The sequence below is a fragment of the Arcobacter sp. CECT 8985 genome, assembly GCF_004116495.1.
Lineage (GTDB): Bacteria > Campylobacterota > Campylobacteria > Campylobacterales > Arcobacteraceae > Malaciobacter.
On sequence record NZ_PDKC01000007.1, the window covers coordinates 83,705 to 89,972 of the forward strand.

Here is a 6,268-nt window from a genome sequence, read left to right on the forward strand (position 1 = left end):
ATAATTTATGGAGTAGTTGATGGAAAAAGAACCAATGACAATATCTGGTTATGAAAAAATAACAAATAATCTAGATTTTTTAAAAACACATGAGAGACCAGAAACAGTAATTGCTTTAGATGAAGCAAGACAATTAGGTGATTTAAAAGAGAATGCTGAATATCACGCTGCAAAAGATAAATTAAAATTAATAGATTCTCAAATTGCAGAACTTGGAAATATTATCAGTAAAGCAATTATTATTGATCCTTCTACTCTACCACACGATAAAGTAAGTTTTGGTTCTACAGTTAATTTAGTTGATGTTGAAACAGAAAAAGAGTTTACTTATACAATAGTAGGTGGAGTTGAATCAGATGCTGATAGAGGATTGATATCATTTAATTCACCATTGGCAAAACAATTAATGGGAAAAGAAGAGGGTGATGAAGTTCAAGCTACATTACCAGGTGGACTTAGTACTTTTGAAGTAGTAGAAGTTTATTATAAAGAAATAGAACTGTAGTTTTAGTTTTTATAAAAGTTTTATATGTTTTTTGAACTAAAAGAAAATACTATTTTTGTAGCTGACTCTCACTACAATGAAAAAAATCAACAATTTTTAATCTTTTTAGAGAAACTTAAATCTAAAGAGATTAATTGTGAATTACTTATTTTTATGGGAGATATGTTTGATTTTATATCTTCTGAAAGTAAATATTTTGTAAAAAGAAATCAAAAATTAATTAATATGATAAATGAACTTTCAAAAGATATTCAAATTATATATTTTGAGGGAAATCATGATTATAATATGCAGCCACTATTTGCTGATGTAAAAGTAATAAAAAGAGACAAACAGCCTTTTTATGTAGAGTATAAAAATAGTAAAGTAGCAATAAGTCATGGAGATAACTTTACTCCAAAATCCTATGATTTATATTGTAAAGTGATTAGAAATCACTCTTTATTAATCTTTTTAAATATGTTAGATATAAAAAACTTTATATCTAAAAAAATCTACTATACACTAATGAAAAAAAGAATATGTCAAGATTTTGAAGGTTTTCAAGAGTTAGCTTCAAAACGTTGTAAAAATTTTGATGCACAAATAATTATCGAAGGTCATTTTCATCAAGGAAAAGAGTATAATTTTGATGATAAAAGATATATTAATATACCATCTTTATGTTGTAGTGAAGAATATACTTTATTAATAGATGGGGAATTTAAAAAAGTTAAACTTAATAAATAATTTTATTAAATTATAATGCTAATATTGATATATAACATACAAATATTAAAAAGGATAAAAAATCGCAAAATTTGAAGTAGTAAGTGATTACTCTCCAGCAGGAGATCAACCACAAGCAATAGAATCTTTAAGTAGCTCAATACAAGATGGGAATAAGTATCAAACACTTTTAGGAGTTACAGGAAGTGGTAAAACTTATACTATGGCAAAAGTAATTGAAAAAGTTCAAAAACCAACACTTATTATGACACATAATAAAACTCTTGCTGCTCAATTATATAGTGAATTTAAAGCCTTTTTCCCAAACAATCACGTTGAATATTTTATCTCATATTATGATTATTATCAACCAGAAGCATATATTCCAAGAAGTGATCTTTTTATAGAAAAAGATTCAGCAATTAATGAAGAGTTAGAAAGATTAAGATTAAGTACAACTGCATCATTATTATCTTTTGATGATGTAATTGTTATTGCTTCTGTTTCTGCAAACTATGGTTTAGGTAACCCAGAAGAGTATAAAGCAATGGTTCAAAGAATTGAAGTTGGTTTTGAATATTCTCAAAAAGCATTTTTACTAAAACTTGTAGAGATGGGATATAAAAGAAATGATAAGTTTTTTGATAGAGCTGATTTTAGAGTAAATGGAGATGTGATTGATATTTTTCCTGCATATTATGAAGATGAGTTTATTAGAGTAGAGTTCTTTGGAGATGAAGTAGAATCTATTACAAAACATGAATATTTAACAAATACAAAAACAAAAAGTTTAGATGAAGTTATAATATATTCTGTTAATCCATTTGTTGTTTCAAATGACAAATTAGCAACTGCTGTTAAGCAAATAGAAGATGAATTAAAACAAAGACTTGAATATTTTCAACAAGAAGATAAGCAAGTAGAGTACCAAAGATTAAAACAAAGAGTTGAGTTTGATTTAGAGATGATTGAAAGTACTGGAATGTGTAAAGGTATTGAAAATTATGCAAGGCATCTAACTGGACAAAAACCAGGTGAGACTCCATACTCACTTATGAACTATTTTGAACAAATGAAAGAAGATTTTTTATTAATAGTTGATGAATCACATGTATCACTACCGCAATTTAGAGGAATGTATGCAGCAGATAGAAGTAGAAAAGAAGTATTAGTTGATTATGGATTTAGACTTCCAAGTGCACTTGATAATAGACCATTGAAATTTGATGAATTTATACAAAAAGCACCACACTTTTTATTTGTAAGTGCTACACCAAATCAACTTGAAGTTGAAAAAAGTGCAGTTGTTGCAGAACAAATTATTAGACCAACTGGATTACTTGACCCTGTAATTGAGATAATGGATAGTGAATATCAAGTAGAAAAACTTTATGATGAAATAAAAAAAGTAGTAGAGAAAAAACAAAGAGTTTTAGTAACAGTATTAACTAAAAAAATGGCAGAAGAACTAACATCATACTATTCAGATTTAGGAATAAAAGTAAAATATATGCATAGTGAGATTGATGCAATTGAGAGAAATCAAATAATAAGAGAGTTAAGGCTTGGTGAGTTTGATGTATTAGTTGGAATTAACTTATTAAGAGAAGGACTTGATATTCCAGAAACTTCTCTTGTAGCTATTTTAGATGCAGATAAAGAAGGTTTTTTAAGAAGTAGAACTTCTCTTATTCAAACAATGGGTAGGGGAGCAAGAAATGAAAATGGTAGAGTTATTTTATTTGCAAAAAGAGTAACAGATTCTATGCAGTTTGCAATTGATGAAACAAATAGAAGAAGAGAGATACAAAAACAATACAATAAAGAACATAATATTACTCCTAAATCTACAAAAAGAAAACTTGACGAAAATCTAAAACTTGAAGAGTATGATGATTTAGCTTGGAAAAAACAAAAACTTGAAAAAATGCCTGCAAGTGAAAGAAAAAAGATATTGCTTGAATTGAATAAAAAGATGAAAAAAGCTGCACAAGACTTGAACTTTGAAGAAGCAATTAGATTAAGAGACGAAATTGAGAAGTTAAAAAAAGCATAATATATTTAAAAGGAAAATAAGTTGCCTAAAAAAGCTACAAAAGCAGAAATACAAATTATAAAAGAAGCATTTCAACAGAAGTTTTCAAATGCTGTTACAGAACTAAAATATAGAAATGATTATGAGTTATTAATTGCAATTATTCTTTCAGCACAATGCACAGATAAAAGAGTAAATATAATAACTCCAGCACTTTTTGAAAAATATCCAAGTGTATTTGAGCTAGCAGATGCAAAACTTGAAGATGTAAAAGAGTTATTAAAAAGCTGCTCTTTTTTCAATAATAAATCAAAAAATATTATAAAAATGGCTCAAAGTGTAATATTAAATTATGGTGGAGATATTCCCCATAATCAAAAAGAGCTTATGAAATTAGCTGGAGTTGGAAATAAAACAGCAAATGTTTTTATGATTGAGTTTGAAGGTGCAAATCTTATGGCCGTTGATACTCATGTATTTAGAGTTTCTCATAGACTAGGGCTTTCTTACGAAAAGACAGTTGAAAAAACTGAAGCAGAATTAGTAAAAAAACTAAAAGATGATTTACATATTTTTCATCAAGCAATGGTTTTATTTGGAAGATATACATGTAAAGCAGTTAGTCCAGATTGTGATAATTGTCTTTTTCCGCATGTATGTAAGACTAAAAGTTCATTTAAGCCAGGCTGATAAATATAATAATTTATCGCTGCTTTTTTAATCTTGCTTTAAACTCTTCTTTTGAAATATATCTACTATTTGTACATATAGATGAAGATGCCTTTTCTTCATTTTGAACTACTGGTTTTTCTTCAACTTTTAAATTTTTTATCAAGCCCATTTTTAAATTTTTTAATATTGTTAACACTATATTTAATTGCTTATTGTCAACTTCAAATGTAATTTTTGCCATTTTATTTATCTTTTTATTTAAATTATATCAAAAATTTAATTTAACTTTAAATTAACACATCAAAGTTATTATTTCAAAAACACAAAAAGGCAAGGAATGAGAAGAGAATTAGCTTTATCTTTTATTGTTGCATCAAGTTTAATGGCAAGTGATCAAATAGAACTTGATTCAGTAGTAGTAACAGATACATTAAAATCAAAAGTAGTAAATGACATAAGTAATGAAAATCTAAGATCAGCAGATTTAGCACAAGCATTAAGTGAGGTTTCACCTTCAGTTTCAATTGTAAGAAGAAGTGGTATTGCAAATGATATTATAGTAAGAGGACAAAAAAAAGATAATATTAATATCTTAATTGATGATGCAAAAATTTATGGAGCATGCCCAAATAGAATGGATCCTCCAACTTCTCATATTTTATCAAATAATGTACAAAGTGTTGAGATAACAGAAGGTCCATATGATGTAGAAAATTTTGGAACTTTAAGTGCAAAAGTAAAAATCAATACAAAAAAACCAAAAGAAGGCGTTAATGGTGATGTTAACGTAAACTTTGGAAGTTATAGTTATAGTAAATATTCTACTACCGTTAGTGGAGGAACTAAGGATATTAAAGCACTTATTTCTGCTTCAAATGAAGAAAGTGACCAATATGAGGATGGAGATGGAAATACATTAGCTGAACAATTAGAAAAAAATAGTAAAGATAAGACTATAACATATAGTAATAAATATAAAAATATGGATGCATATAAAAAGAAAACATTCATGGGAAAATTATACTTTAATTTAACAGATAATCAAGAAATAAATTTTTCATATACTGCAAATAGAAGTGATGATATTTTATATGCAAATACAGCTATGGATGCACTTTATGATGATTCTGATATTTATACTTTTAATTATGTAGCAAATGACTTATCAAAATTTTCTAAAAAATTAAAATTTAGTTCATATTATTCAAAAGTTGATCATCCTATGAGTACAAGATATAGAAATAATGGTGCAATGGATATGACAAATCATATGAAATCTAAAATAAAAGGAGCAAAACTTCAAAATGATATGAATATTTTTGATGGAGTATTAACTTTAGGAATTGACACAAGTAAAAGAACTTGGGAAGGTAAATATAGTAATAAAATGAAATCATATCTTGGTGATAGTATTTCAAAAACCGATACAAAAAATAAAGCTGCATTTTTTAAATATAGTAAAGATATAGACAATTTGAATATAGAAATTGGTTCAAGATATGATGATACTGATATAAATACCGCTGGAAAAGAACAAGACAATAATTATGACTCATTGAATGCATATTTATTAACAACATACAAAGTTGATGATTCTTTAAATATTTTTGCAGGAGTTGGTAAATCAAGTAGAGTACCTGATGCAAGAGAGTTATATTTTAAAAAAAGTGGTAAGTTAATTGGAACACCTAATTTAGAACAAACTAAAAATTATGAAGTTGATCTTGGTATTGAAAAAACAATTGGTGATTTTAAAATAAAAACAAAATTCTTTTACTCAAAACTAAATAATTATATCGCATATAATGCATCAAAAATGCAAAATAAATTTGAAAATGTAGATGCTAAAATCTATGGATTTGATATTAGTGGTTTATATTATGCTAATGATGAAATGTATTTTGATTATGCTCTTGCATATCAAAGAGGGAAAAAGGATAATGCTTTAGATGGACAAAGTGAAACTAATTTAGCTGAAATCCCACCTTTGAAAGCAACATTAGGTTTTAACTATGAACTTGATAAAAATAAATTTAGAGCATCTTATATTGCTTCAAAAGCATGGAGTAATTATGATGAAGACAATGGAGAACAACACCTTGCAGGTTATGGTACAATGAATTTAAAATATGAAAACAGTTATATAAAAAATACAGTATTAACTTTAGGAATTGATAATGTATTTGATAAAACTTATGCTACAAGTAATACTTATAAAGATTTAACTTTACTTAGTTCAACAAATGATGAGGTAATGCTTTTAAATGAACCTGGAAGATATGTATATTTTAATGTAAAATACTCATTTTAGAAGTAACTTTTAAGTTACTTCTATTTAAATATTAATA

General features: G+C 26.6%; 6 protein-coding genes. 5 read left to right on the forward strand and 1 reads right to left on the reverse strand.

All coding sequences use genetic code 11. From position 1 onward, the window contains the following. The first annotated feature begins 19 nt into the window (after window positions 1–19). The 4 genes from greA (at window position 20) to nth (ending at window position 3,938) form a co-directional block, all read left to right on the forward strand. Window positions 20–505, forward strand: coding sequence for a transcription elongation factor GreA (greA, locus tag CRU93_RS05060; RefSeq protein WP_129103101.1), 486 nt, complete (start codon window positions 20–22; stop codon window positions 503–505). A 24-nt stretch (window positions 506–529) separates the two neighbouring features. Beyond that, window positions 530–1,234, forward strand: coding sequence for a UDP-2,3-diacylglucosamine diphosphatase (locus CRU93_RS05065; RefSeq protein ID WP_129103102.1), 705 nt, complete (start codon window positions 530–532; stop codon window positions 1,232–1,234). A 61-nt stretch (window positions 1,235–1,295) separates the two neighbouring features. Beyond that, the gene (gene uvrB / locus CRU93_RS05070; RefSeq protein WP_129103103.1) at window positions 1,296–3,269 is read left to right on the forward strand and encodes an excinuclease ABC subunit UvrB; all 1,974 of its coding nucleotides are present in this window, start codon (window positions 1,296–1,298) and stop codon (window positions 3,267–3,269) included. A gap of 21 nt (window positions 3,270–3,290) precedes the next feature. Further along, a complete protein-coding gene (gene nth / locus CRU93_RS05075; protein WP_129103104.1) occupies window positions 3,291–3,938 on the forward strand; it encodes an endonuclease III in 648 nt (215 codons plus the stop codon). Window positions 3,939–3,951: 13 nt separating this feature from the next. On the opposite strand, the gene CRU93_RS05080 is transcribed toward nth, so the two are convergent. Further along, entirely contained in the window at window positions 3,952–4,161 is a 210-nt protein-coding gene (locus tag CRU93_RS05080) for a hypothetical protein (protein WP_129103105.1), read from the reverse strand. Window positions 4,162–4,257: 96 nt separating this feature from the next. On the opposite strand from CRU93_RS05080, the gene CRU93_RS05085 reads away from it, so the two are divergent. Continuing rightward, window positions 4,258–6,231, forward strand: coding sequence for a TonB-dependent siderophore receptor (locus CRU93_RS05085; protein WP_129103106.1), 1,974 nt, complete (start codon window positions 4,258–4,260; stop codon window positions 6,229–6,231). The last annotated feature ends 37 nt before the right edge of the window (window positions 6,232–6,268 follow it).